The sequence below is a fragment of the Alteromonas sp. ABM1_013 genome (genome assembly GCF_056160505.1).
This window is the reverse complement of record NZ_JBSWXH010000001.1, coordinates 184,924-209,108: the sequence shown is the minus strand read 5'-3', so window position 1 is coordinate 209,108 and position 24,185 is coordinate 184,924. Positions and strand designations below refer to the sequence as shown.

At 43.8% G+C, this 24,185-nt stretch carries 26 protein-coding genes and 1 pseudogene; 17 read left to right on the top strand and 10 right to left on the bottom strand.

The features are described from left to right. Nucleotides 1–91: 91 nt before the first annotated feature. On the bottom strand, nucleotides 92–2,155 hold the full coding sequence (locus tag ACXAGK_RS00950; protein ID WP_474853493.1) for a transglycosylase SLT domain-containing protein: 2,064 nt from the start codon (nucleotides 2,153–2,155) through the stop codon (nucleotides 92–94). A 495-nt stretch (nucleotides 2,156–2,650) separates the two neighbouring features. Here ACXAGK_RS00950 and fadB point away from each other — a divergent pair, with 495 nt between their 5' ends. Continuing rightward, nucleotides 2,651–4,801 carry a fatty acid oxidation complex subunit alpha FadB gene (gene fadB / locus ACXAGK_RS00945; protein WP_474853491.1) on the top strand — a complete coding sequence of 717 codons (2,151 nt, stop codon included), beginning with the start codon at nucleotides 2,651–2,653 and terminating at the stop codon, nucleotides 4,799–4,801. Nucleotides 4,802–4,819: 18 nt separating this feature from the next. Continuing rightward, nucleotides 4,820–5,983, top strand: coding sequence for an acetyl-CoA C-acyltransferase FadA (fadA, locus tag ACXAGK_RS00940; RefSeq protein ID WP_024015658.1), 1,164 nt, complete (start codon nucleotides 4,820–4,822; stop codon nucleotides 5,981–5,983). Nucleotides 5,984–6,064: 81 nt separating this feature from the next. On the opposite strand, the pseudogene ACXAGK_RS00935 reads toward fadA, so the two are convergent. Further along, nucleotides 6,065–7,031: pseudogene (locus ACXAGK_RS00935) on the bottom strand (integron integrase). A gap of 248 nt (nucleotides 7,032–7,279) precedes the next feature. On the opposite strand from ACXAGK_RS00935, the gene ACXAGK_RS00930 reads away from it, so the two are divergent. Next, nucleotides 7,280–7,621: a hypothetical protein gene (locus tag ACXAGK_RS00930; RefSeq protein WP_156085913.1), complete on the top strand. Its 342-nt coding sequence runs from the start codon at nucleotides 7,280–7,282 to the stop codon at nucleotides 7,619–7,621. Nucleotides 7,622–7,787: 166 nt separating this feature from the next. Continuing rightward, the gene (locus ACXAGK_RS00925; RefSeq protein WP_474853490.1) at nucleotides 7,788–8,498 is read left to right on the top strand and encodes an HNH endonuclease; all 711 of its coding nucleotides are present in this window, start codon (nucleotides 7,788–7,790) and stop codon (nucleotides 8,496–8,498) included. A 407-nt stretch (nucleotides 8,499–8,905) separates the two neighbouring features. On the opposite strand, the gene ACXAGK_RS00920 is transcribed toward ACXAGK_RS00925, so the two are convergent. The 3 genes from ACXAGK_RS00920 to ACXAGK_RS00910 form a co-directional block, all read right to left on the bottom strand. Then, nucleotides 8,906–10,060 carry an IS110 family RNA-guided transposase gene (locus ACXAGK_RS00920; protein ID WP_474853488.1) on the bottom strand — a complete coding sequence of 385 codons (1,155 nt, stop codon included), beginning with the start codon at nucleotides 10,058–10,060 and terminating at the stop codon, nucleotides 8,906–8,908. Nucleotides 10,061–10,167: 107 nt separating this feature from the next. After that, on the bottom strand, nucleotides 10,168–10,470 hold the full coding sequence (locus ACXAGK_RS00915) for a type II toxin-antitoxin system RelE/ParE family toxin (protein ID WP_474853486.1): 303 nt from the start codon (nucleotides 10,468–10,470) through the stop codon (nucleotides 10,168–10,170). Then, complete coding sequence (locus ACXAGK_RS00910; protein ID WP_014978218.1) at nucleotides 10,467–10,709, bottom strand: type II toxin-antitoxin system ParD family antitoxin; 243 nt, start codon at nucleotides 10,707–10,709, stop codon at nucleotides 10,467–10,469. The genes ACXAGK_RS00915 and ACXAGK_RS00910 overlap by 4 nt, the downstream gene beginning before the upstream one ends. A gap of 467 nt (nucleotides 10,710–11,176) precedes the next feature. On the opposite strand from ACXAGK_RS00910, the gene ACXAGK_RS00905 reads away from it, so the two are divergent. From ACXAGK_RS00905 to ACXAGK_RS00870, 8 genes are all read left to right on the top strand, one after another. Further along, entirely contained in the window at nucleotides 11,177–11,413 is a 237-nt protein-coding gene (locus ACXAGK_RS00905) for a hypothetical protein (RefSeq protein ID WP_474853484.1), read from the top strand. 154 nt (nucleotides 11,414–11,567) lie between these two features. Continuing rightward, nucleotides 11,568–11,795 carry a hypothetical protein gene (locus ACXAGK_RS00900; protein ID WP_474853482.1) on the top strand — a complete coding sequence of 76 codons (228 nt, stop codon included), beginning with the start codon at nucleotides 11,568–11,570 and terminating at the stop codon, nucleotides 11,793–11,795. 556 nt (nucleotides 11,796–12,351) lie between these two features. Then, entirely contained in the window at nucleotides 12,352–12,648 is a 297-nt protein-coding gene (locus tag ACXAGK_RS00895) for a hypothetical protein (RefSeq protein WP_474853480.1), read from the top strand. Between the two features lie 82 nt (nucleotides 12,649–12,730). Beyond that, on the top strand, nucleotides 12,731–13,015 hold the full coding sequence (locus ACXAGK_RS00890) for a hypothetical protein (RefSeq protein ID WP_474853478.1): 285 nt from the start codon (nucleotides 12,731–12,733) through the stop codon (nucleotides 13,013–13,015). A 119-nt stretch (nucleotides 13,016–13,134) separates the two neighbouring features. Beyond that, complete coding sequence (locus ACXAGK_RS00885) at nucleotides 13,135–13,569, top strand: energy transducer TonB (protein WP_474853476.1); 435 nt, start codon at nucleotides 13,135–13,137, stop codon at nucleotides 13,567–13,569. 77 nt (nucleotides 13,570–13,646) lie between these two features. After that, nucleotides 13,647–14,075 (top strand): GNAT family N-acetyltransferase, encoded by a 429-nt coding sequence (locus ACXAGK_RS00880; protein WP_474853474.1) that lies wholly within the window; start codon nucleotides 13,647–13,649, stop codon nucleotides 14,073–14,075. 52 nt (nucleotides 14,076–14,127) lie between these two features. Continuing rightward, nucleotides 14,128–14,583, top strand: a complete 456-nt coding sequence (locus ACXAGK_RS00875) for a GNAT family N-acetyltransferase (protein WP_474853472.1) — start codon at nucleotides 14,128–14,130, stop codon at nucleotides 14,581–14,583. 24 nt (nucleotides 14,584–14,607) lie between these two features. After that, the gene (locus ACXAGK_RS00870) at nucleotides 14,608–14,937 is read left to right on the top strand and encodes a zinc ribbon domain-containing protein YjdM (protein ID WP_474808935.1); all 330 of its coding nucleotides are present in this window, start codon (nucleotides 14,608–14,610) and stop codon (nucleotides 14,935–14,937) included. Nucleotides 14,938–15,030: 93 nt separating this feature from the next. Here the strand turns inward: ACXAGK_RS00870 and ACXAGK_RS00865 are convergent, their stop codons facing one another. Then, a complete protein-coding gene (locus ACXAGK_RS00865; RefSeq protein WP_474808937.1) occupies nucleotides 15,031–15,888 on the bottom strand; it encodes a LysR family transcriptional regulator in 858 nt (285 codons plus the stop codon). A gap of 241 nt (nucleotides 15,889–16,129) precedes the next feature. On the opposite strand from ACXAGK_RS00865, the gene glyA reads away from it, so the two are divergent. Then, nucleotides 16,130–17,386 carry a serine hydroxymethyltransferase gene (gene glyA, locus ACXAGK_RS00860; RefSeq protein WP_474853470.1) on the top strand — a complete coding sequence of 419 codons (1,257 nt, stop codon included), beginning with the start codon at nucleotides 16,130–16,132 and terminating at the stop codon, nucleotides 17,384–17,386. 11 nt (nucleotides 17,387–17,397) lie between these two features. Here the strand turns inward: glyA and ACXAGK_RS00855 are convergent, their stop codons facing one another. The 4 genes from ACXAGK_RS00855 to ACXAGK_RS00840 form a co-directional block, all read right to left on the bottom strand. Then, a complete protein-coding gene (locus ACXAGK_RS00855; RefSeq protein WP_474853468.1) occupies nucleotides 17,398–17,865 on the bottom strand; it encodes a hypothetical protein in 468 nt (155 codons plus the stop codon). Nucleotides 17,866–18,373: 508 nt separating this feature from the next. Continuing rightward, entirely contained in the window at nucleotides 18,374–19,645 is a 1,272-nt protein-coding gene (locus ACXAGK_RS00850) for an NRAMP family divalent metal transporter (protein WP_474853466.1), read from the bottom strand. A gap of 180 nt (nucleotides 19,646–19,825) precedes the next feature. After that, complete coding sequence (locus ACXAGK_RS00845; RefSeq protein ID WP_474808945.1) at nucleotides 19,826–20,623, bottom strand: substrate-binding periplasmic protein; 798 nt, start codon at nucleotides 20,621–20,623, stop codon at nucleotides 19,826–19,828. Between the two features lie 19 nt (nucleotides 20,624–20,642). After that, nucleotides 20,643–21,761: a hypothetical protein gene (locus ACXAGK_RS00840; RefSeq protein ID WP_474808947.1), complete on the bottom strand. Its 1,119-nt coding sequence runs from the start codon at nucleotides 21,759–21,761 to the stop codon at nucleotides 20,643–20,645. 342 nt (nucleotides 21,762–22,103) lie between these two features. Here ACXAGK_RS00840 and ACXAGK_RS00835 point away from each other — a divergent pair, with 342 nt between their 5' ends. From ACXAGK_RS00835 to ACXAGK_RS00820, 4 genes are all read left to right on the top strand, one after another. Next, nucleotides 22,104–22,358, top strand: coding sequence for a Rho-binding antiterminator (locus ACXAGK_RS00835; RefSeq protein WP_239636104.1), 255 nt, complete (start codon nucleotides 22,104–22,106; stop codon nucleotides 22,356–22,358). Between the two features lie 45 nt (nucleotides 22,359–22,403). After that, nucleotides 22,404–22,793, top strand: coding sequence for a VOC family protein (locus ACXAGK_RS00830; protein ID WP_474853464.1), 390 nt, complete (start codon nucleotides 22,404–22,406; stop codon nucleotides 22,791–22,793). Nucleotides 22,794–22,881: 88 nt separating this feature from the next. Continuing rightward, a complete protein-coding gene (locus ACXAGK_RS00825; RefSeq protein ID WP_118490392.1) occupies nucleotides 22,882–23,193 on the top strand; it encodes a hypothetical protein in 312 nt (103 codons plus the stop codon). Nucleotides 23,194–23,426: 233 nt separating this feature from the next. After that, on the top strand, nucleotides 23,427–24,140 hold the full coding sequence (locus ACXAGK_RS00820) for a YitT family protein (protein WP_474853462.1): 714 nt from the start codon (nucleotides 23,427–23,429) through the stop codon (nucleotides 24,138–24,140). Nucleotides 24,141–24,185 lie beyond the last annotated feature (45 nt).

Here is a 24,185-nt window from a genome sequence, read left to right as displayed (position 1 = left end):
CGACCATTGCGCTGTGGTTTACGGTAAGTCGCTAGAGCTCGCCGCCGCACAAGGTAAACCCTGTGTACCTGGGTACGCCCCCCTTACATCGCTATCGTGGCGCTAGTTGCAGTGTGCCTGTTACCGGATGTGTACTGACCGCATCAGCCGATGGGATCATATCTTGGGTAAGTTGAGGGAAGATATTCTCGTTTCCACCTAACTGGTGGTCGTAGATATGCTGGTACGCCATTACCGCTTTTACGTAGGCGCGAGTTTCTTTATAAGGGATATTCTCAATCCAGATATCGACCGGAAGCGCTTCATCAGCAGGCAGCCATTCCAACACTTTACGCCATCCCGCGTTGTAAGAGGCAGAAACCAGCACCGGGTTATTATTGAGCTTGTCCATTAAGTAACGAAGGTACTGCACACCATAATCAACGTTGTCATCGACTTTAAACAGCTTGTTTCTACTTACTTTCTCTTTTGCCACGTAACGCGCTGTTCCTGGCATTAGCTGCATTAAACCTGCCGCTCCAACAGGCGAGATAGCGTCACTTCTAAACGAGCTTTCGCGACGTGCAATAGCCATAGCCAGTGACTTCGAAATGCTATAGGCCTGCGATTTTTCGCTAAATACATCGCTAAACGCTAGTGGGAACCGGCGCTCAACATCGTCCCAATAGCCGCTTCTTGCGAAGCTGGTAATTGCTTGGTCGTATAAACCCCACTCGTACGCCAAAATGCCCGCATCGGTTACTTTTGATTTGGGTAAATGTGACAGTAAATAGAACCACTCACGGCGCGCTTCTGTGGTTCTGTCTAACCTGAAAAATTCTACAGCGCGCATGGTAGCGGGGGTTTTCGCTACACTGGCTATAGCTGCCGTGTCTCTTGGCGCTGGCGTATGCGCAAGCGATGGAATTTCGCCTACATGTGCACTGGCCATAAAGCCATAATAATGTCGCTCTTGCGCAAGTTCTTTATACAACACAGTTGCCTGCATAGTTTGACCAAGCGCTTCTAAGGCACGAGCTTTCCAGTAACGGAAATTTTCTTCTTGCTGCAGGTTAACCGGGGCGTTATCAATAACATCAATCACCTCCTGCCATTTCTTCATGCGCAACAAATGAGAAACGTGCCATAGCTTTACATCATCACTGGCGCCGTTAACATCAGCTAGTTCTAGCCACTGATGGGCTTGGGGAAGGCGGTCTAGTGTGTAGCTAAGCGCTATTGCTCTTCGCATAACGTGTTGCTGGGCTTTGGAAAACACGATCTTATCGTTGTAGCGGTTAAATACCTTGCCCGCTAAATCAGGGTTTCGCCAGGCTAGTTTTTCTATTGCCCACACTATTACCTCAGCTTCATACGAAGTATTTTTAAGTGGGAAAAGCGCGGTTTTATTAACGCGGCTGGTGTCGCGGGTTACCGATAACCATGCGTCTGCAATGTATTGCTTATCGCTGGGAAGTTGGCGTTTTAGGTAAGAGATAATACTTCGGTTGTCTTCTTTTGCCGCAATTTCAATGCGTTTTATCACCATGTCTGGCGTCATCATGCCTGCTTTTTTCCACTTCGCAAAAAGCGGATCGCATTCGTCAGGCTGGGACTGACCATGAAGCCAAAGCGCATCCACTTCATGGAGAATATCTTGTTCGCTTTCACCTTCTTTTAAACGGTAATTAAGCGCAACACAGGTAAGCCGCGCGCCCATACCGGGGCGATAATTTTCTAGAAAGGTGCTGCGGTAATCTTTTTTAGCTAAGTAGTTGAGCCACTTGTAGCGCACCCCGTAGCTTACTGGCTGACCGTTAAAGTCGTCCAAAAACTGACTAACTTCGCGCTTTGTTTTGATTGACATGGTGCGCTCTAGTTTAAGCCGTAGCAGGTACGGATAAAGTGGATAATGCGCTAACTCATAAATGTCGTTATCAAGGTGTTGAAGGCGGTGTTTCGAGTAAGTAAGTAGCTTCTTTTCAACTTCTAAATAGCGGGCACGATCGCTTTCGAAAATATCATTGGGTAGCGTTAACGGCTGTGCAGCCCATGCGCTGATAGAAAAAACTGAAGAAAGCGAGCAAACTAGCGCCCCCACTAGCGTGGCGAGTAATTTATTGTTTTTTGTCAGCGAGCGCTGACCTAACCTCGAACTAAAATTAAAACCAGACACAATAGAACTCCTACCCTGCTCTACACTCGAACGCTTATGAGCGCTGGCAACTTTGCCTAATCGAGCTGATTGTAAAATGTTGCTGATAAAGCAGCATTACGACTGACCCACTACATTTGTTTTATAAACAAAGGGAAAATTTCAGCCTGGCTCCGTGCCAAAGAAGATGTTGTGCCAGCTGTCGTTAGCTATGCTTTACAAACATAGTTGACATGATTGTAGATTATTCTTTTGCTGGATTGGCGCTTTGGGCCAATAACGCTCATTATACAACCACCAATACCGAAATGAAGTGTGAATTCGATATTTAGACTTGAATTTAAGTCATCGGACCACTACCTTAGACAAATTGAAACGCTTGTTTGATTTTTTGTTGAAATTTTGTGTGGCTTTGTAAAGAATCTAGCCACCCTAACGCGTTAGTGAATGCATACGACCCTACAAATTAGTTGGATTACTTCACTAACATCCTGGCCAATGCCGAAGGAGATGATAATGATATACACAGGCAAAAGTCTTTCCGTCAGCCTGTTAGATGACGGCTTTGCTGAGCTGGTATTCGACGCCGAAGGTTCAGTAAACAAGTTCGACCGCCAAACCGTGAGCGAACTTGATGAAGCAACTCAAGCCCTACTTGCTAAAGGCGATGTAAAAGGCTTAGTAGTACGCAGTGCAAAACCTGCATTTATCGTAGGTGCTGATATCACTGAGTTCACTGGCCTTTTCGCTATGGACGATGCCGAAGTACTACAGTGGGTTGCCAATACGTCACAAGTATTCGACCGCTTCGAAGACCTACCTTTCCCTACCATTGCTGCAGTTAACGGCTTCGCGCTAGGTGGTGGCTGTGAGATGGCATTGGCGTGTGACATGCGTATTGCTGACACCACCGCTTCAATTGGTTTGCCAGAAGTTAAGCTAGGCCTTATGCCTGGTTTTGGTGGTACGGTTCGTCTACCTCGCCTTATTGGTGCAGACAATGCCCTTGAGTGGATGACCACTGGCCGCGACAGAAAAGGCGCGAAAGCCCTTGCTGAAGGTGCAGTTGATGCAGTTGTAGCACCAGAGGCGCTAGTTGAAGGCGCGCTTTCAATGGTGAAAGACGCCGCTGACGGTAAGTTTGATTGGCAAGCACGTCGTGCAGTTAAGAAAGCCCCGCTACAGTTAAACAAAAACGAAGCCATGATGAGTTTCTCTACTGCTCAAGCTATGGTATTTGCACAAGCTGGCAAACATTACCCAGCTCCTCACAAAATGGTTGAGACTGTTCAAAAAGCAGCGGGCCTAGACCGTGAAGGTGCACTTAAGCTTGAGAACGAAGGCTTTGTAGCCCTTGCGAAAACCGACGCAGCGAAAGCGCAAATTGGTATTTTCCTAGCCGACCAGCTAGTTAAAGGCAAAGGTAAAAAGCAGGCGAAAGCAGCCACTAAGCAGTCTAAGCTTAACGCTGTACTAGGTGCGGGCATCATGGGTGGCGGTATTGCATACCAAAGCGCTGTGAAAGGCACGCCGGTAATCATGAAAGACATTAATCAAGGTGCACTAGACCTTGGCCTTTCAGAAGCAGCGAAAATTCTTGGCAAAGGTATGCAGCGCGGTAAAGTAGACGCGACTAAAATGGCGCAAACACTTAACGCTATTACGCCTACCCTTGAGTACAGCACACTTAAAGATGCAGACCTTGTCATTGAAGCGGTTGTAGAAAACCCGAAGGTAAAAGGTATTGTACTTAAAGAAGTAGAAGACAATGTAGCAGATGACGCTATTATCTGTTCAAACACTTCAACTATCTCTATTAACCAGCTAGCTGAAAGCCTAGACAAGCCAGAACGCTTCTGTGGTATGCACTTCTTTAACCCAGTGCACCGCATGCCGCTTGTTGAAATTATTCGTGGCGAAAAAACCTCTGAAGAAACCATCAATGCAGTAGTAGCGGCAACCCTTAAAATGGGTAAAACCCCTATTGTGGTTAACGACTGCCCAGGGTTCTTGGTAAACCGCGTATTGTTCCCATACTTTGCCGGCTTCAGTAAGCTACTTATCGACGGCGCAGACTTTGTTGCAGTTGATAAAGTAATGGAAAAAATCTTCGGCTGGCCTATGGGCCCAGCGTACCTAATGGACGTTGTAGGTATCGACACTGGCGATCACGCAGCAGATGTAATGGCTGCGGGTATTCCAGAGCGTATGGCTCGCCTAGACAACGACCCTGTAACCTTGTTCTACAAAGAAGAGCGTTTAGGTCAGAAGAACGGTAAAGGTTTCTACAACTACGGTGTTGATAAGCGCGGTAAGCCTAAGAAAACACCTGCTGAAGAAGCATACGCACTAATGGCGCCACACGTAGCTGAGAAGACAGACTTTGAAGCTGACGACATTATTGCACGCCTTATGATCCCTATGGCAAACGAAGCAATTCGCTGCCTGGAAGAAGGCATTGTAGATAGCGCAGCTGAAGCAGATATGGCGCTACTTTACGGCTTAGGTTTCCCTCCATTCCGCGGTGGTATTTTCCGTTGGATTGAAACCATTGGCTTGGCGAACTTTGTTGCTATGGCAGATAAGTACGCTGAACTTGGTCCAATTTATCAGATTTCAGATGGCGTTCGTGAAATGGCCGCTGCTGGTAAATCCTATTTCGCATAAGACCCGGAGGAAAATCTAATGAAAGAAGTGGTCGTAATCGATTGCGTACGTACCCCTATGGGTCGTTCAAAAAACGGTGTTTTCAGAAATGTGCGTGCAGAAGACCTATCTGCAGCGCTAATGACCGCGCTACTAGAGCGTAACCCTGGCGTAAACCCAGCGGAAATTGAAGACATCATTTGGGGCTGTGTTCAGCAAACTAAAGAACAAGGCTTCAACGTTGCACGTAACGCGCAACTACTCACACAAATTCCACGCACAACAGGCGCGGTAACGGTTAACCGTTTATGTGGTTCATCAATGCAGGCCCTTCACGATGCAACAAGCGGTATCATGAGCGGCCGTGGTGACATTTACATGATTGGTGGTGTTGAACACATGGGTCACGTACCGATGAACTACAACATCGACTTCCACCCAGGCCTTGCTAAATACACAGCAAAAGCGTCGGGTATGATGGGTATGACAGCTGAGCTGCTTGGCCGCCAAAACGGTATTACTCGTGAGCAACAAGATGCATTTGGTGCGCGCTCACACCAGCTAGCGCACAAAGCACACCTTGAAGGCCGCTGGGCTAACGAGATTGTGCCTGTTGAAGGTCACGATGCAAACGGCGTATTAAAGCTAATTGACTACGATGAAGTAGTACGCCCAGAAAGCACAGCTGAGAGCATGGCGGCGCTTCGCCCAGTGTTTGACCCAGTAAACGGAACCGTTACTGCGGGTACGTCTTCTGCGCTGTCTGACGGAGCATCTGGTATGCTGCTTATGTCGGCAGACCGTGCGAAAGAGCTTGGCCTAACGCCACGTGCGAAAATTCGCGCAATGGCTGTGGCTGGTTGTGATGCGGCAATTATGGGCTACGGTCCAGTTCCAGCAACACAGAAAGCCCTTAAGCGTGCTGGCCTTACTATGGACGATATTGAACTTGCTGAGTTTAACGAAGCGTTCGCGGCGCAGGCACTATCGTGCATTAAGCAACTAGGTTGGATGGACCACCTAGATACTAAGATTAACCTTAACGGTGGTGCGATTGCACTTGGTCACCCACTAGGTTGTTCTGGTTCACGTATCTCGGGTACGCTTATCAACCTAATGGAATCGCAAGACGTAAGCCTAGGTTTAGCGACTATGTGTATTGGTTTAGGCCAAGGTATCGCTACCGTATTTGAGCGCGTATAAGCGTTTATATAAGAGCGTTTAAAGCTAAATTTTGAAAAGGGCCTTCGGGCCCTTTTTTGTTGGTTTTAATTACCCTTCAGATTACTTCAAAACACGAGATAAAGGACTTACCACACCCTGCGCACCTTGCTGAAGCACGTGGGTGTAAATTTGCGTAGTTTTCACATCTGAATGCCCTAACTGTGTTTGCACCGTTCTAATATCAGCCCCTGATTGCAGTAAGTGCGTTGCAAAAGAGTGGCGCAGCGTGTGAGGCGTTACTTTTTTCTTGATGTCGCAGGTTTTAGCCGTGTTTCGAATTGCTTTTTGTATATTCGATTCATCAATATGATGCCTTCGCACTTTTTTGTTTTCAGGATCGACAGACAATAGAAGATGGAAATAAATACTGCCATCCTAACTCTCTGGGCGCGTTTTTGTATTTCAAACGTAATCGGTGAGGTAGATAAACGCCTGCGTATTTAGGATTTTCTAAATCAGCCGCCAAGAAGCTTTCTACCATAGCGATTTGTCGTGTAAGACCCGGTTTTAGTTCCGCAGCCAAGGTTACAATGCGATGCTTACCGCCTTTCCCATCCCATATGCGAATAGCGTTGTAGTCAAAATCAATATCTTTAACTCGTAGTCTAACCGCTTCCATTAGTCGCAGCCCACTTCCGTAAAGTAAAGATATGGGCAATTTTAAGTTGGCAGGGATTTGCTCGAAAAGAGAAACGACCTCTTCCTGCGTTAATGCAACTGGAAGCTTGGCTTGCCGACGACTTAAAACAAAGTTGAGTTCGCAAGAAAGTGGACGTTCTAATATATCGCGATACAAGAACGCCAGTGCATTTAGCGCGCTAGCCTGAGTAGCTGGAGCTACGTTTTTAGCGTTAACTAGGTGAGACAGAAACACTTCAACTTCTTGGTCTCCCATTTCAGATGGGTGCCTATTGTTGTTGAAGCGAATAAAGCTAATTATCCATTTACTATAGAGTTCAATCGAACGCTTCGCATAGCGACGGTTGTGCATATGCTCTATCACCATTTGCATGAACATTGATTTCATTTTTTTGATTTTAATTACTGTAAATAAATACAGAATTACGGTTTTTGATGCGACCGTAAAATAAAAAGGAAAGATTCCGTACTTAAGTGCAGTATTTTCAGATACTAAGTGTAGGTTATTGATGAAAGGGTATTTACGTGCGAAAGTAAGAAAACTATAAATGTGATATATGGAAATTATCCGCCTTGCATAAAGGATTTTTTCCTTACACTAAATTGTTATGTGCTTCTACGATATGGATATTTTAATTGTTTGAATTAGCCTTAATAGCAGTAATTGCAACTATCCTAAATGCGTTAACTGTAGAGTTTCATTGCAGGCTTCAAACTCGCCATATAGCTAAACAAAGAACAGTTTCTAATTTGATTAAGCATTATCTTTTAATGCTACCTTTTATTTTCGGCATGCTGCTCTTCCTATCTATTATTCAAACCAAAATTAACCAATTGGGTATCAGCTCTATTAGAGAATCTTTGTTGTTATTGGGTTTGGTTGTTCTTTTTTTATCGCCTTTTATCTATATCATGGACTGGCGCTATCCAGGTTTAGTCAGCAAAATGGAAAACTGGAGAAAAGGAGTATCAGATTAAATGCAAATTCTAGGTAATTTTAGGGACGCACATAACAAAAAAATCAAGTCACTCACTGCGTTCGCTGGGACGCATACATGCGGGGCGGCTTCGCCATTATGCCCCACATGCCTGCGCCCCTTATTTAAAAGTTATGTGCTTTTGTCGGCAATAAGGAGTTTCCAGCATGGCAAAAATTAGTCGAAAGAAGTTTATTGAATCTGTTGGTGCAACGTGTGCTAATTGGCAATGGAGTTGGTCATTCATCAATGTAGAAGAAAAATTCATCATTTTCGGGGAGTGGGACGCTAACGCTGACGGGTTAATTTTTAGTGAAGACTGGAATGGCCCTGGAAGTAAGCAGTCCCGAGAGCACATCCGTTTAGTTGAGGAAGAAGGTTATTTATTAAAAACTTTCCCGATGGAATATGCTCAAACTGAAGATGGCAAACCTCAAATCAAATCCTTCAAACCAGAACTAACGGTTAAGCGTGTCTTTAACGTGAGTTCAAATTGGTACGTAGCTACACCTGAGCGCATTGCTTTACCCCCCGAAGAGGTGCAATATCCAGAGATTTACAAGGAAGGTGCTACAAAAAAAGTTTCTGTGAATATTTATGAAAGAAACTCTGAGGCTAGACGTAAGTGTATAGCTAAATATGGTTATTCTTGCCAAGTTTGTGAATTTGACTTTGAAGAAAAATATGGTGAATTGGGTAAAGAGTTCATCCACGTCCATCATCTGGTGCCCCTGTCTGATATTAAGAAAGAGTACAAGTTAAATCCAACCAAAGATTTGGTACCCGTATGCCCTAATTGTCATGCAATGCTTCATAAAACGCAGCCACCATTACTGATCGAGCAACTGAAAGAGATCCTTCGTAAAAAAAGCACATAACAAACGCATTAAGGGTGGACGCAAAAAGCTTGGCTGCGCTCATTCTTCGCTTAGTATAGCCAAGCTTTTATGCGCCATTTATGCGGGCGTTGGTATGACTCCCTTTGTCAACCCTGAGCGAGTGCATCCCTGACATTCTTTCAGTCCATAATTAGCTTTGTTTCTCAATTAAAATAAATGAGCTAACGCACCGGATGAGGCAGTAATGTCGTCGGTTGGTATGCTGGTATTCGTAGATTACTTATTCATTAAATAAGCAGAGCTGACCTTACGTGTTCCGCCGTAGCACCTTCTCATCAGTCTATGCTCGTGGGTCAATCACGATTAAGTGATTGCCATCATAACGCCCTCGTAGGTTGTGCCACATTCCGCGGCCTGATCCGAATGCGTTAGCTCAAACTCGTTTATCATGCAGGTACTCGGCTCAGTCTTAGTTTTGGGTTAACCGGTGTAAGTACCACTTCCTTTGCAATAGCCCAGATGTATGCCGCCATTTCTCTAGCTATTGCGGTAATGATTAAGTTGTAGTGTTTTCCCTTTTTACTCATGCGCTGATAGCGTTTGCACAAACGCAATTGCGCTTTCCAGGCAATATCAACGATGTCTTTAGGTAAGCCTTCCTGCCTTAACTGTAATTCGGTAGAGACATTGGCCGGATAACGATAGCTGTGTGCACCTTCAATCAGTAAACGCCTTTCTCTTCCATTTCCCGCTTTAGTAATGGCGCCTAATTGTCGCTTTCCACCTGATGATTGTTCACTGGGAACTAAGCCCAGATAAGCCATGAGCTTTCTGGGATGGTCGAAGCGGTGTAAATCACCGAGCTCTGCCACCACACCAACAGCAACGAGCAATCGAACGCCTCGCATCGCCTGAACGGCTTTCACTACTGGATAATAACGCCATTGATGTACATGGTGGGTTAACTCATTGTCGAGCCTTTCCAGTCGCAGGATACGTTCCTCAATGGTTTGCAGTTGTTCCTGCAAGACAATTTGCTGGGCTGGATGAGGTAAAATAAGTTCGGTGAGCCAGCGCAGATGCTTCTTCGACCAGTTGGCAGTGCCTTCATAACGTATGTTGTTGCGAAGTAATAAGGCTTTGAGTTGATACTTTGCTTCTTTTAAATCCTTCATTGCGGCTTCTCGAGCTCGAGATAAATCCCGCACAGCTTCATCTTCCGGTTCGGGCACATAGATGGGTGTAAGGTCTTCAGACTTTAGCGACCTAACGAGTTTAAGCGCATCTCGGCGGTCGGTTTTAATTCGCTCTCCTGGCTTTTTGGGAATAAGAGACGGAGCCACTACATAGCAACAATGCCCAAGACTGGTAATGAGACGATAAATCCAATAACCACATGGCCCTGCTTCGTAAACAACGTGAAGTGTTGCACCAGGGTATTTAGATTCAAACTGGCGGAGCAGCTTTTTGACACTGACCTTAGATGAGGGAATACGCCCATAATGAACCGGGGTTGCACCTCGCTGTTCTTCACAATAAGCAACCTCATGAAACTCTTTATGCGTATCCAACCCTATAAAAATCATGCTATGTTTGTTCATGCTAGCCTCCAAATTGATTTAGTATTGAACAAACTAATTATGGCTCTGGCTGAAAAGTTAACCCACGAAAATGCGGGGGCTAGCACTTTTACAGGGAGTCATTGTGTCTATGCGCCAAAGCGTACAGGATTTACATCCATACTTTTATGAAGGATTCTTATGATCAGAATTTCCTGACTGCCCGTTTGTTTGTAGAAAATAACATGGCTACCTTGAGGAAATTTTCTGTATCCATCTCTTATTTCGTCGCAGCTTTTACCAATATCAGGATTTTCTGACAACATCCAAAATGAATCGTCGAATTGTTTAAGATATACATTACGCTGTTGTCGGCCCCATTTCCTTTGAGTAAACCATGCAATATCTTTGAGATCTGATTTTGCTAGTACGGTTAACTTAACCGGTTTCACTCTTTTAATTCACCGTCTAGTTCTGATATCAGATGCTCAAGGTCGTATTCAGCTTCGCCGCTTTCTTCACCTGCTACAAGTAATTGACGCAGAGTGTTTAATTTGGTTTCCTGTGTTTCTAGCAAGCGAAGAGCTGAACGAATCACCTCGCTTGCTGAACCATACCGACCAGTTTGAATTTGGCTAGCAATAAAGCCATCAAAATGGTCTCCAAGGGTAATGCTGGTGTTTTTAGCCATCTGGTTTCTCCAAGTACCAATATATACCTAATTATGGTACTTGCGCGTTGTAAGTCAATAGCGCATAACAATCACATTAAGCCGTTCGCAGGTTCGCTGGGGCGCATACATCTGGGAAGGCTTCGCTATTATGCCCCACATACCTATACCCGTTATTTAAAAGTTAGGTACTTCTTGGTTAACCCCAAAAATCATTTTCATTATTTAAGAAAGGGAGCCTATTTAAATGGAACATAATTTTGCAACTCAGGGCATGGTCAGTTTCTTATTTGGTATTTTTTGAGCATACTGGGCTCAAGAGACGGGCAGGAATGCTTGGCTCTGGTTCTTCTTTGGATTATTTTTGCCTCCCATTGCCGGCATTGTTTTATGCATTAAAAATAGCAGTGATAAAAAAGAAGTAATCTCGTCTTTGCCACCGCATTTGGCTCAAAGAATCAAAGCACGAGAAAAGGCGATGAAGTAATGTGCCCATCACATCATTTGCAAAAAAAGGAATTATGATGTTTTATTTTGAAGTTATTCTCTTTATCTTTTTTGTTTATTTTATCAGTTTCGGCTATAGGAAAAATAACCGGAATATGATGTTACTTGGCTCATTTTGTCTTTTCTTATCTCTCTCCGCAGGGGGATTTGTTGAAGGTGTTAACAAAGGGTTCGCTGAGAAGTCTCAAGAACTAAAACAAAGCAAAGTTACTGGGTAACGAATCAAAGGGCATATTACAAGCGCTGTAATTTGCTCACAGCGTTCGCTGGGACGCAGATACGTGGCCTGCTTCGCATTACAGCCCACAAGTCTGCGCCCGTTTTTGGAAAGTAATGTGCTACCAAAATTATCACAAGTAGAAGGAATTATTTATGAATATCAACGCGACACTTTTCGGTCAAATCATAATCGTTTTAGCAATACTCATGACTGTAGCTGGCTATTATCTCGGAAAGCGTAAAACCACCACACCTGTCGTAACCTCCGTAATTGGTTTTTTCACGGCTTTTATCCCGCCCCTATCGCTAATATTTTTAATTGTTTTGGTTCTTAAGAAAGATGTAGAAGAAAACGGTCATTTCATGAATGCACCGAAATAAAGCAATCGACACACTCGTTTCGCAAGCGGGGAAATGTACTCGTGGGGCGGTTTCCCCATTATGCCCCACACGCCTACGCCCGTTATTTAAACGCTATGTGGCTATGAAGCTTTGCATTATGTAGAAGGACTTTTTATGAAACTTTACCCTTACCAAACGATACAAACTGTAAACCTACCCACTCTTTTATTCGCAGCTAGAGCTCTTGGTATTTTCGCTTATATATTCTCTTTTTTTACTGTTCTACTATGGGGCGCAGCTTTTGTTGTCGACCCTAGAGTCAGAGAAACTTGTTTATTTGTTAGCATAGGCACATTTTCCGCTACTATTTGCTTTCTAGTTGTTAGCGGCTTATGCGCTGCGGTTGTTTCTTGCGAACAAAAATACACTCAAGGATAGAAGGCTACATATCAAATCAGTTCTGCGGGGCATTAGCTGTATAAGGAAGATCCTATAGTCTCAATTCATCGCACTATGTTAGATGGTTAAGAGATCTTCAATCTATACATAACTGCCCCTTAGTGGATGTTATAAGTACTATTAGGATTTATTCGCAATGGAATACGAAGCAATTAAAGTCCAAAGGGCTGCAATTTTGATAAAAGTAGCTATGGCAGCCGTAATTCTTATAGAAGCAGTCGCTTACCAAAACACTAAGACACTGAACTTCGGTTCTATCACCATGACATTGGGCGTCTTATGTTTATTATGCGGATTGTTGTTATCGCCGTATATGTTAACCATGCCAGTGAAGGCTTGGTTCAAACAAAATGTAAGCGTCAACTCAGTGAGTAGTAAATATTTTCTTTGCGCTTTTATACTTTTATGTGTTGGCTCAATGATGCACGTATAACAAAAAACTTAGTTCGCCCTCTTTGTAGGCTAGGCGAAAATATGTGCTAATCTGTGCGACGAAAGATAAAAGGAATTATTTTATGAAATTACTCGCGTTTTTAATTTTAAGCATGCCTTTGCTTAGTGCTTGTGTAGTCGTTCCAGAAACCGATACGGCAAAAGTGAACAAGTGTGAGATATCGTCGGACCGCAAAACCCTTAAAGTTATTAATGGATTTGAGGATACCAATACCTTCTATTCAATTAGTGGCCTTGTACTACTCCCCATATCAGGTGTTATTTCTGGCACATACGTAGCTATCAATAATGTCTACCATCTGGGTGAAGAAACATTTGTCTGTGGGTCTGACAATGCACGCACGTAACAATAAAGTCTCTTCGTAAACTGACACGCTACATTAGACTTCGCCCCATCGCTCCGTCCATAGAAGCCGTATTTGAGTTTTTTATGCGAATGTTTTTTGAACCCACTAAGGAAGGTTGTATGAACTATAAGAATTTACTCTTCGTCATCTATTTTTTATCTACTGGCACACTCGCAGCAGTTAATTATGCTTCTGTGGAGTTGACACATCTAAAGCCAACAATTACTGAAACCACTTGGTTGAGAGAAAAGCAATTTATGCCACGCTACCCCGTTGAATTAGCAAGAAAAGGCATTGTTGGCTGCGGAGTATTTAAGGTAATAGTGGACGAAAATGGCTTGACCGAAAGCATTGAGCTTATAAGTTCAGTACCTAAAAAGGTTATTTCTAAACCGGTAACGAAAGTTATTCAAGATTGGGAGTGGACATTGGCTAAAAGCAAATCTCCGACCCGCGAAGAAAAGCTATTGAGGTTAGATTTCTGCATGGGTGGTAATACAGAGGCAGAATCTATTTCAAAGTGTAAGAAACAAGCCGCAATGGCTTGCGAATAGCGACTGGAGGATATACCGATGTTTATCGTTATGTTTGAGTTTGTAGTAAAAGAGAAATTTGAGGTGTAGTTATAACTATGAAAATTACTTTCTTTCGAACTACAAACCTTCAGCGAGCAGCCGAATTTACCTTTGCGAACATGCAAGAATATTACGCAAAATTCGCTCCCGAGTGGAATACTGAAAAAGTGTTAGAGGTTACGGCTGCACTAGTCAACTACGACATTCAATTAGACAACCAAACAGTGGGTGTTATGCGCCTACAGTTTGAAGATAACACCTGTATATTGCGCGATCTCCAAGTTATACCGAGTGCACAAAACAAAGGCATAGGTCGTGCTGCCATTGAAGAAGCCGAAAGACTTGCGTTAGGGGCCAATACTAACTCGCTTGAACTACGAGTATTCAAAGTTAGCCCTGCAGTTTCGCTTTATAAAAAAGTGGGATTTGTCGCTAAAAGTGAAGACGACCGCTTTTTTAACATGACTAAACCCTTAAGCACTTAACAAACAGGCTTGTACCGCCGTCTACTCAGAATATACCTAAAGGCCAAAGCACATGAAGATTATTATTGACGATCTCACCGGAGGAGAAGTGCTAGCGCTTTTAGAAGAGCATTTGTCAGATATGTATGCAACGTCGCCACCTGAGAGCGTGCACGCATTAGACGTTAATGCACTAAAGGCACCCAACATTACTTTTTTTAGTGGTTGGAAGCAGCAACAGCTTGCTGGTTGTGTCGCCATTAAAACCCTTGATACACATAGCGCAGAGCTAAAATCTATGCGAACGGCACAGCCCTTCAGAGGATGTGGTGTGGCGTCTCAGTTATTACTTTTTGCCCTAGAACATGCGAAAATGAAAGGATTTAGTTCGGTAAGTTTAGAAACAGGAACGCAAGACTACTTTTTAGCGGCCAGAACCCTATACAAAAAGTTTGGTTTTGTTGATTGCGGTCCATTTGGCAGTTATTCAATCGATCCCAACAGCCACTTTATGACCCGAGCGCTTTAATTTAGTATTTTAAGAGAATTCCACATGTCGTTACCTCCTTGCCCGCATTGCCAATCAGAATATGTATACGAAGACCAGTCTCTACTTATTTGCCCCGAATGTGGACACGAGTGGAACCCGAACGATGTTGAAGAAGAAGTCTCTGCAAAAGATTATAACGGTACGCCGTTAGTTGCCGGTGACAAGATAACGTTAGCAAAAGATTTGAAAGTAAAAGGCAGTTCGCTGGTACTTAAAATTGGTACCAAAGCGGTTATCCGTCATGTGAAAGATGCCAAAGACCACCAGCTAGATTGTAAAGTAGATGGTGCAGGTGAGATGATGCTTACCGCGCAGTTTGTTAAAAAGGCATAGTCAGCACTTTTTTAAAACCCCTCACCTCTTAGCGCGCTTATCTTTTAGCGCGCTTATCATTTAGCGCATAGGGCGCACTAGCTAAATAACACTTTAGAAGTTAGCGACCTCATTAGTAATGGTTTCAGTGAGCAGGCTAATCGCTTTAGATGACACTTTCTGAGGGTTAACTAAGCAAACGCCTACATGTCCAAGTTCGGGCAAGTTTTCTGAATTAGATAAAATGTGTAATCCTGACGGTACTGAGCTTTTTGCCAGTACTGTAATACCTAGCCCTTCATTAATAGCAGTTTGAATACCGTTTAAATCTGCAATGGTGTATACCACCTGCCACGGCTTTTTGATTGCGGATAAAAGGTTAGTGGCGCGTTTGCGATAAATACACGGTGAGGGGGCTGCAATAATAGGGAGCTTAGCAGGCACACTGTTAACAAAGCGCTGACTGCCTACCCATACCAGTTGATCTGAGATGATGAAGCCATCCTGCTGTGGATCTGGTGTTTCCTGTAATGACAAAATTAAGTCGAACTGGCTTTTCAGCGGTTCGCTCAACAAATCTTTGCTTAGCGCACAATGCACTTCCAGCGATATTTCCGGGTAAGTTTGTGTGAACCGTCGAATAATTTTAGGCATAAGCGTGGTGCTAAATTCACTGGGAATGCCTAACTTAATATTTCCAGTCACCTGAGGCTTACCGAACTCAGCCATAGCTTGGTCATTAAGGGCTACTATTTTCTCACCATATGACAACAAGCGACTACCAGCGCCAGTAAGCGCTAAACGATTTTTGTCGCGAGAAAATAACTTCTCCCCAATCATTTCTTCTAGCTTTTTTATTTGTAGGCTAATAGCAGGTTGAGTACGTTGCAGCTGCTCGGCGCACTGTGTATAGCTTCCCGTCTGTGCAATAAGCACGAACGAGCGTAGGAAATCTATGGACAAGTTCTTCATTACTTTGCTTTACACCTTCTTTATAGCGTCAACTATACACTGACCTTTCACTAGTGGACTTTAAAGGCTCACTCTGTTAGCCGCTCTATTACAGACGAACACAAACGTGCTGTGCTGTGCTGTGCCAAAAGTACAGCTACAGGCATTTAATAAAATTATAATGCCATATTTTTTATTAATTTTATTTATTCATTTTGCACTTCTAGTATCGAATACACAACAATGAAAATTAGGAGGCAGTATGAATACGCTAAACCAAAACCTTAACCAGCAAGACCCAGATATCGCCGAATTTATTGCGCAAGAAGACGAGCGCCAAAAACATCACATTGAACTAATTGCTTCAGAGAACTACACAAGCAAAGCCGTTATGCAGGCGCAGGGTAGTCAGCTAACGAATAAGTATGCGGAAGGCTATCCGGGTAAGCGCTACTACGGCGGCTGTGAAGCCGTGGATAAAGTTGAACAGCTTGCTATCGACAGAGCCAAAGCCCTGTTTGAAGCTGATTATGTTAATGTTCAGCCCCATTCTGGTTCGCAAGCGAATACTGCGGTTTACATGGCACTACTAAGCCCTGGTGATACCATACTCGGGTTAAGTCTTGATCATGGCGGTCACCTAACCCATGGCGCAAAACCTAATTTTTCAGGCAAGCTATACAACGCTATTCAATATGGGCTAAACACCGAAACCGGTGAGATTGACTACGACCAAGTACAAGCCTTAGCTAAAGAGCATAATCCAAAGATGATCGTGGCAGGGTTTTCAGCTTATTCTCGCGCTGTCGATTGGCAAAAGTTTAGAGACATCGCTGATAGTGTAGGCGCGTATTTGCTGGTAGATATGGCACACGTTGCAGGTCTTGTGGCTGCGGGTGTCTATCCCTCTCCAGTTAACGCCGCGCACGTGGTTACTACCACTACCCACAAAACACTACGTGGCCCTCGCGGCGGGCTCATTATGTGTAAGTCAAACCCTGAACTTGAAAAGAAGTTTAACTCACTTATTTTCCCGGGGATTCAAGGCGGCCCACTGATGCACGTTATCGCGGCTAAAGCTGTTGCGTTTAAAGAAGCCATGACAGCCGAATTTAAAGCGTATCAAAAGCAAGTGGTTACCAATGCACGCGCTATGGCAGACGTTTTTATGAAGCGTGGATTTGATGTGGTATCTAACGGAACTGACAACCACATGTTTTTACTAAGTCTGGTTAGTAAGGGAATGACGGGTAAAGAGGCAGACGCTATCTTAAATAGTGTGAATATTACTGTTAATAAGAATACTGTGCCTAACGACCCACAGTCGCCTTTTGTTACAAGTGGCATTCGGATAGGTACGCCAGCGGTGACTTCTCGTAATTTTAGCGAAGACGATTGTGCCCAGTTAGCTAACTGGATTTGCGATGTGTTATCAGAACCTAACGACAATAATCTTATTCAGCAAGTTAAAGATAAGGTTGCTACGCTAACTGCTGCTCGCCCTGTTTACACTCAGTAAAACCTAGCGGTTTACAAAGAGCGAACTCGTGCGTTGCAGGTAGCGACCATTACCCGCCACACGAGTTTAGCTCGTTCGTTAAACTCAATAGTTTGAATGCCCCATGCTTCTTCCATTGCATTTTGCCACACGTCACAGGTTTCGATTGTGTTGCTATACAGTGGCGCTAGCGACAAACTTATTCTTAATGACTCTAGCCATTCGGTAAATAGTGGGTCGTGCTGCCCTGTCTTGCGAAGCTGGGATAGCTGAAGCGATGCTTGCTGTTTAATGCCCTGCAAACGCTTATAAATTTCTCTCGGGTCATCCTGCTGCCCTAGAAGGTGAAGCTCCCTTTCAATATCATAGGCATTGTTCCATTGTATGGATTTCGGCTCATCTTTTGTGCATCCCCACATTGTCATACACACGAAGCAAAGCAATACAAAGCTTATGTATTTACCTGAATGTAGTGTTGGAAATAATTTTACTTTACGCACCGAATAGCCCACTCCTTTAGCAGCGTCGCTTTTAGTATAGATGAGTCTTAAATGAATACTTGGATATAATACCAATCCGCATAGATAATTACCCACTCAGCGAGATTTAAAATGTTCGTAATCGCGGCGTGTTACCGAAGGTATAGTGGCTCTACATCAAGGTGACACAACAAAGAGTACGGACATTTTAAACTCGCCCTTCGGGAAGGTCTGGCAAGCTTCCTAGCTTCATTCTGGGAATTTGAAAGGGAACAGCCATTCCTGCATTCCCACGCTTCGCTAGAAAGCTTGCCAGCGCCTTCTGAGTGGGCAATTATCTATGCGGATTGGTATAAGTAATTAAACTAATTTACTACTGCTTGAAGAAATAAAGCACTAACCGAGGGCTCTCATGCCTTTAGGCGCTTTCAAAAGATTCGTATTAAATTGCGGAAGTGGGCCGGCTAGCAATAGCAGTAACCGGCTGTCAAAGGTGGGGGCGAGTGAGGCTATGTTCTGGGGTAAGCCGTTAGCTAAACCACTTCCACCAAACAAATACCAAAAGAAACCCAAACAGGTAAATTAGGCCTAGCAAACTAAGTAACTTTACTACCTTATTAGGCGCGGCATCAGGGTGCAGCTTAGTTTGTGCCACCAGCTTATGATTAAGCCAAGCAAACATAGGCGTGGTTACAAAAGCTAACGTCATCGCAAAGCCTAGCATGGCCAATAGAGCAGACTTGAAAAAGAGTACAATGATAAAGCTGAATATTGCCATGAAAAGCAATACTGGTGTCACAAGTGTATTTCGGGCGGCTTTATCCTTGTTAAACAATAGCGCAATTGCTTCGGCAACCACTCGCGCGTAGCCGTCATATACCGTTAGCGCCGAGCCGAAAATACATAGAAACGCCACTATCGCAATAAGCAGATGCGCCCACTCTCCGATGGTTGACGAGTACATGCTTATAAGCTGATGAGAGAAGCCAATACCACTAGTGCTGAGCTCTGTGCCGCTGCCATACAGAATTAATGCTCCCAGCCCTAAAAATAACAGGGCAAGCAATACCGTTAACGCATAGCCCAAGTTGAAATCAAAAAGGGCCGACTTCGGCGTCACCGCTTGACCTTTGCACTGACGCTTTAACCAAAGAGAAGTAATAGAGGATATTTCAATAGGTGCAGGCATCCAACCCATCGTTACCACTAAGAAACCGAGCGTGGCGAGCGTCCACGGCGAAGGCTGCTCTTCGGCAGGCACCATTGGCGCAGTATAATTACTAAGTGCAACGATAAACACTGCGATGGTTGCCACCACAAGCACACCCATTATGCCTTTGGCAATGTTGTCGAGCCCTTCAAAATGCCCTGCGAGTAAAATAAGTAATATAAGCGCTAAAACTACTGAGGCAGACACCGCTATAGCTATATCAAATGGAATAAAATACGACAGTAAACTTGCTGCAAACAGTAACAGTGCCGCAGCATTGACCACCGATGCGATAGTATTTAGGCACAAGGCAATGGCTAAATACTGCTTACCCATTCCTAGATAACCTTGCTGTAGGGTTTGCTTCGTGCTGATGGTGTAACTTACGCCTGCCCTGAAAAACGGGTATTTGAGTAGGTTTACCACCAATATGAGAAGCGCTAACTGCCATCCGAATTTTGCGCCCGCCTGAGTTGAGGCCACCAAATGGCTTCCACCTACCGCCGCCGTTGCCATAAGCACCCCAGGACCGAGTAATTTTAGTAAGGCGATAACGCGGGCAAGGAAGGATGTTTCAGCTGAGTACGACAAGGCAACCTCTAAATGGGCATTAGAAAATAGTCGTTAACCATATCAGTTTAGTAATCAGCAGAAAAGACACTAAGTGATGAGAAAGCAGCATGAAAAAAGGTTGCGAGCCGCGTTTGGTTCGCAACCTTTTTTCAATTTGAAAAGTCGTGGATCAGCACGCGTTTAGAACACGGTTGTGTGTTAGCGTCGGTCGAAATTTACCTTCTTTTGCGGGTGCTGATAATAACCTTCTTTTAGCAGTCGCTTGAAGCGAGTTAGTTTACCTTCCAACGTTAGCTCTTCTAGTCCTTTATTGAATAAGGACAAAATAAGCTGGCTATCGCCTTGCCCTTTAGGCACTAACAAATGCGTGGTTACCGTAGAGATAAAAGGTTTAATAGGCATAACATCACGACGGTCGCCACTATTGAAGTCTCGCTGTAGCAAATACCAACCGGTAAGTTCATCAATGGGGAAAACATCGATATCACCGTTTATTAGCGCTTCTAGGTTCGCTTTATCAGTCTTGCGCTCCTCTACGCTTTCGTTACCTTTAATGAAAGCAGCAAGCTCATCGTTATATAAATACCCTTCTGTGATCCCCATTTTTAGACCTTGCATATCGCTAAGGTCACGCCAACTATCGGGGCCTTTTTCGGCGTTAACATAAAACACCAGGCTCTCTGCACTTATTGGGTTACTGTGAAAAAACTCGCTTTCTCGAGAACGTACAAAGTTGCCGTAAGAAACCGCATCGTATTCACCTTTTAAGGTTGCTTCTAAGGCTTCTTCCCACGGTAAAGATACAAACTCCACTACAACGCCCGTCTCTTTGAACGCATCGGCGATAATATGGTTTATGTAACCTTCGTGCTGCATGTCGGTTGACGTGTAAGGCGCATATTCTGTGGTTGCTATGCGCAGTTTCATCCATGAATGGGCAAAACTTTGCATTGGAATTAGCGCTAGTATCAATGTCGCTATAAGTAGTAATCGCATGTCAAAGTCCTGTTATTAATTAGAAGTAAATACCAAGGTTTATGTTCAACCGGTGGGTAGTTTCTTGTCTACCGCCTAAGTCTAGCCCTACGCCAGGGCCGCCTGAAAACCACATATTTTTGCCTTGGATACTATCTACATATACAAACAATTTATCCCAGCCAAAGCTACAGCCATTTATCCACTGAGAAGAGTTTTTCCCTTCATTCCCTTCGCCTTTGGCAACACTGTATTCTGAATAGCAGGTAAGTGACTCTATATGCGTAAACTTATAGGGCACCGAGTATACAAGGTTCGCTGAATAAGTTTTGCCGTCAGCAGCCGCCAGAAATGGAAAGGTAAAAGACGATAGCGCTATACGGTCGTCAGCTTGCCCTTCAGGTGCAGCCAAATCGTATTCATAGTCGATATACTGTAGCTCAACTTTTACGTCACCTTGGGTATGACGCATATGAACGGCATAAGCATTCATATCACCATCGTCTAATGTATCTAAGTTTAAAATGTTACCGTACTGATACGACACGCCGATATCGGTAGTCGCACCGCGAATAAAATTCGCTGAGTAGTTAGCACGTAGATTGTACTGCCCGTCTTCTTTATTTCGGTATTCCCCGTCATCTGCTACATCAAATGAGTAACGACCAAACTCAGCTGCGTCATTGTACTCATCGTTCATAAAGTAAGCGGCTTGAAAATCCCATTTGCCCCAATCGTGATTAATTTTGACACCAGCATCGTAGTCATCTTCGAAGCCAAGATAGTAGTTAACTGAAAACCAAAAGTTGTTGCTGGCAAAGGGCTGTAGACCAAACGGGGTTTGCGTTATACCTGCGGTAATTTCGGTTTTATCGTCAAAATGATAAGTAAGATCAGCGAAGCGAACGGTATCAAAATCAGTGTTCTCGTACCAGCGGTACTCTGCTTTATAGCTAAACTGGTCCGACTCGCCGGATACGCCAAGCTTGAATGATTCGAACTCAAAACCATCTCTAAACTCGGGAATTTGCCAATCTTGATGTCCGTAATTAACCCTTACGTGACCGCTTAAATTAAAGGGGAGTTCGTCGGCTTTTACGCCGCTCGAAGCGCATGTAGCAATTGAAACTAAAGAAAATGCGGATAGTAGCTTGTTCATTACTGTTCCTGTATTGAATTTTCGGCGGGAACCCTTTGCTAAAAATTGCCTCTAACGAGTAAAGGGGCGTTTAAGCGCTTAGGAATTTCGTGCACCAAAATAAATCCTTAGTACTTACAATACTGAGCAAACCTTAAAAAAAGATCATTTGTTAAGGTCAGACTTCTGTGAATTGAGTTGAGAAACTTCGCCGCCCCGATAGGCAGCGGCATTTAAACATTGGCAGCTGAATGTTTAAAGTGAAGTGGAATGAACGTACGGTAAATAAAGAGTTTTTTGCCGTGAACGTCAGGGTTTATCTAAAATTTGAGCAACACTTTAAAAGCAATTATAGGAAAGTCTGTGAATATAGCCTGTCAGCTTTATGACTACATAGAAATAGCCTGCATGTATAAACTTGAGGTAAGCGCCGTATTAAAAAGTGGGGAACTAAAAAACGGTAAGGCATTAAATACAGTTATAGATAAACGCAATGACGCGCCAACAGAATGTATACAAATGCGCATTAACGGCAATGTAGAAAACATTGCCCTTAATGAAATCGCTCAACTTCATGCAATAACTGATAACCCGCATTTCAGCTCGGTGAGCTTTTAGGTAGTATGCCAAGTTCACTTAACCATTTTGAACTGAACCACATTTATGACACAACACCTTTCGGCGATTACCTTCTTTGTAGACGACTACGACAACGCAATTGAGTACTTCACAACGATTTTAAATTTCACCTTAACTGAAGATAAAGCAACCGGAGAAGACTCGCGCTTTGTGTTAGTAACGCCGCCAGACAGTTCAGCCAGCTTACTGCTAGCGCAAGCTAAAAACGACGTTGAATTAGCGCTTATTGGTAACCAAGCCGCAGACAAAGTATTTTTAATTTTAAATACCGATGACTTTTGGCGCGACTTTAACGAAATGCAAAGTAAAGGTGTGGTTTTTTTAGAAACTCCCCGTGAAGAAGTTTATGGTACGGTAGCCATCTTTAAAGATAAGTTCGGCAATAAGTGGGATTTGATCCAAACCACTGAATAGCACTTTATACAAGTGCACCTTGCTTATAGCGCATTCTGTATCACAAGCTTTAATCACCCACAGTAAAGACGTAGAGGAGAAGTAAAACGTGCAGGCCATGAAACGCTCAATTATTGCAGATGTTGTTGCAATAGCGGCGATAGCACTGTTGATCACCACTACCTTTTACTGGATTGAAGCAAGACGTGAGGTCATTATTCTTTGCGACAACTTTACGCCAGGGGTGTCGAAAAAAAGCGTTGAACGCCAGCTTGGCACCGCAGACTTATTGTTGTGGGATACTGAGTTTGTAGCAAATGGCAGCAAGATTGAAGCATATAGTCCACTGCACTTAGGTATCATGAAGTGCAGTGTAGAATTTAATAAGCAAGATATTGTGGTGTTCTCTATTGTAGAATAATCATTCAACCTTCAAATATTAGGAACGCATTAAGCTCTTGTGGCCATAAAGCTGAACCACCTTGGTGCAACGTTTACATCGCCGCAACACCTTATTCACCGAAGCGCTAAAAGTCGTAAAGGCAAACTTACCTTCTTACTTTTATCATGCTGAGTTAACTTTTCATCTTGCTGTCACCGAATGTGCTGTAAACGTATAATTACGCTGTGTCTTCTTAACGCAAACTCTTTTTTATGCAAAAAACAAAACACAGTGTCATCGAGGATGTTTTCGCCCTGATAAGCGCCGGCTTGTTTGTTGCTTTTGGCGTATATTTGTTCCAGTCGCAAGATCTAATGGTAGGTGGCGCAGCAGGTCTTGCGCTATTAGGTACCTATGCTTTCGACATGGACTTCGGCTTGTTATTCTTTTTGATTAACCTACCTTTCTATACCCTAGCGTGGACGCAAATTAGTAAACGTTTCACCATCAATACGTTTATCTCTGTAACCACTGTTTCGGTATTAACCGAGCAAATTCCGGCATTTGTAGATATCAGCCACGTTAACCCGTTTTTCGCAGCGGTATTTGGCGGAATTTTAATTGGTGTAGGCATGCTGATGATGTTCCGTCACAGCTCTAGCCTAGGCGGCGTTGGTATTATGGCCTTCTACTTACAGCAACGCTTTAATATCAGAGCTGGGACTTTCCAGTTAACTGTTGATAGCTGCATATTGCTTAGCGCGCTGTTTTTTATTTCCTGGCCATTAGTGCTTATCTCGATTCTCGCGGCGTTTTGTTTAAATATGGTAATTTCGCTTAACCATAGACCAGAGCGTTACTTCCCGGCACCCGGAGAAGACAGTTCAGACAAGGCTAAAATAGAATCAAAAAAGGCTGACGCGAAGCGTGTGGATAGCAATGAGCACAGCAGCATAGACAGCGAGCTTCGCGCCCAAAACGGCTAAGTTGGTAGTCAGCGCCTAAGGTTTTACGTTTAAAGGCTTAAGCGT